Raw genomic sequence first — 862 nt, 5'->3', positions numbered from 1 at the left:
CACAAATAATAGTGATAGTGCTTACGAGGATAATGACTCATATCTTCACTTATTAGAAAATGAGACGAAATATTTATTGTCCGAAAGAGCAATGAGTGACAAAAAATTTTGGGTGGACAGATATCATGATTTTAGAACAGGGGTATTCCATAAAAATAACATTGATTTATCGGCTAAGCGTAAAACATTTGTAATTGGTAAGCATCATGCGGATATTATAAGAAACTACTTGGCATCCCAGGCTGTTTCAATGAATGTTTTTATGATTTCAATTATGGGTATCTATCTATTCAAAACTACAGGGCAAAAAGATATTACGTTAGGAATTCCAGTACTTAACCGCTATGGTAAGCAAGAAAAAAAGATTTTTGGAATGACAACAAGTACTGTTCCCTTTACCTTTTGTATTTCTCCAGAGTACACAATTTTGGAACTTTTATCTGAAGTTCAACTTGAATTTAAGAAAGTATTAAAACATCAAAAATACCCTTATGACTTACTTGTCAGTGATTTAAATAAAAAAAGCAAAATCAGTTCTGAATTGTTTAATGTATCGGTGAATTATAATCCTGGAACACCATCGCAGCACTTAGGTGGAATTCCAGTAGAACATTTGGAGTTCTTTCCTGGAGAACAAACTCTGTCTCTTCATGTGATGATAAAGGAGTGGAAAGAGGAGGGTTCTTTATTAATTGATATTGATTTTAAAACAAAGGATTATTCGGATTACGATATAGAGCGTATGTTTCAAATGATTAAAACGAGTATTGACATGATAATTGTAAAGCAAATAGAAAAAATTAATGAGTTAGATATTATAGCTCCAAATGAATTTAAATATCTAATTGAAGAATTTAATAAA

General features: G+C 30.9%; 1 protein-coding gene. It reads left to right on the top strand.

The window, feature by feature from the left end; genetic code table 11:
- A partial coding sequence (locus A3842_RS12040) for a condensation domain-containing protein (protein ID WP_256701672.1) occupies window positions 1-862 on the top strand: 862 nt, incomplete at both ends.

Source organism: Paenibacillus sp. P3E, assembly GCF_001909045.1.
In the GTDB taxonomy this organism is placed as follows: Bacteria; Bacillota; Bacilli; order Paenibacillales; family Paenibacillaceae; genus Paenibacillus_AQ; species Paenibacillus_AQ helianthi.
This window is presented reverse-complemented; position numbering and strand designations above follow the sequence as displayed.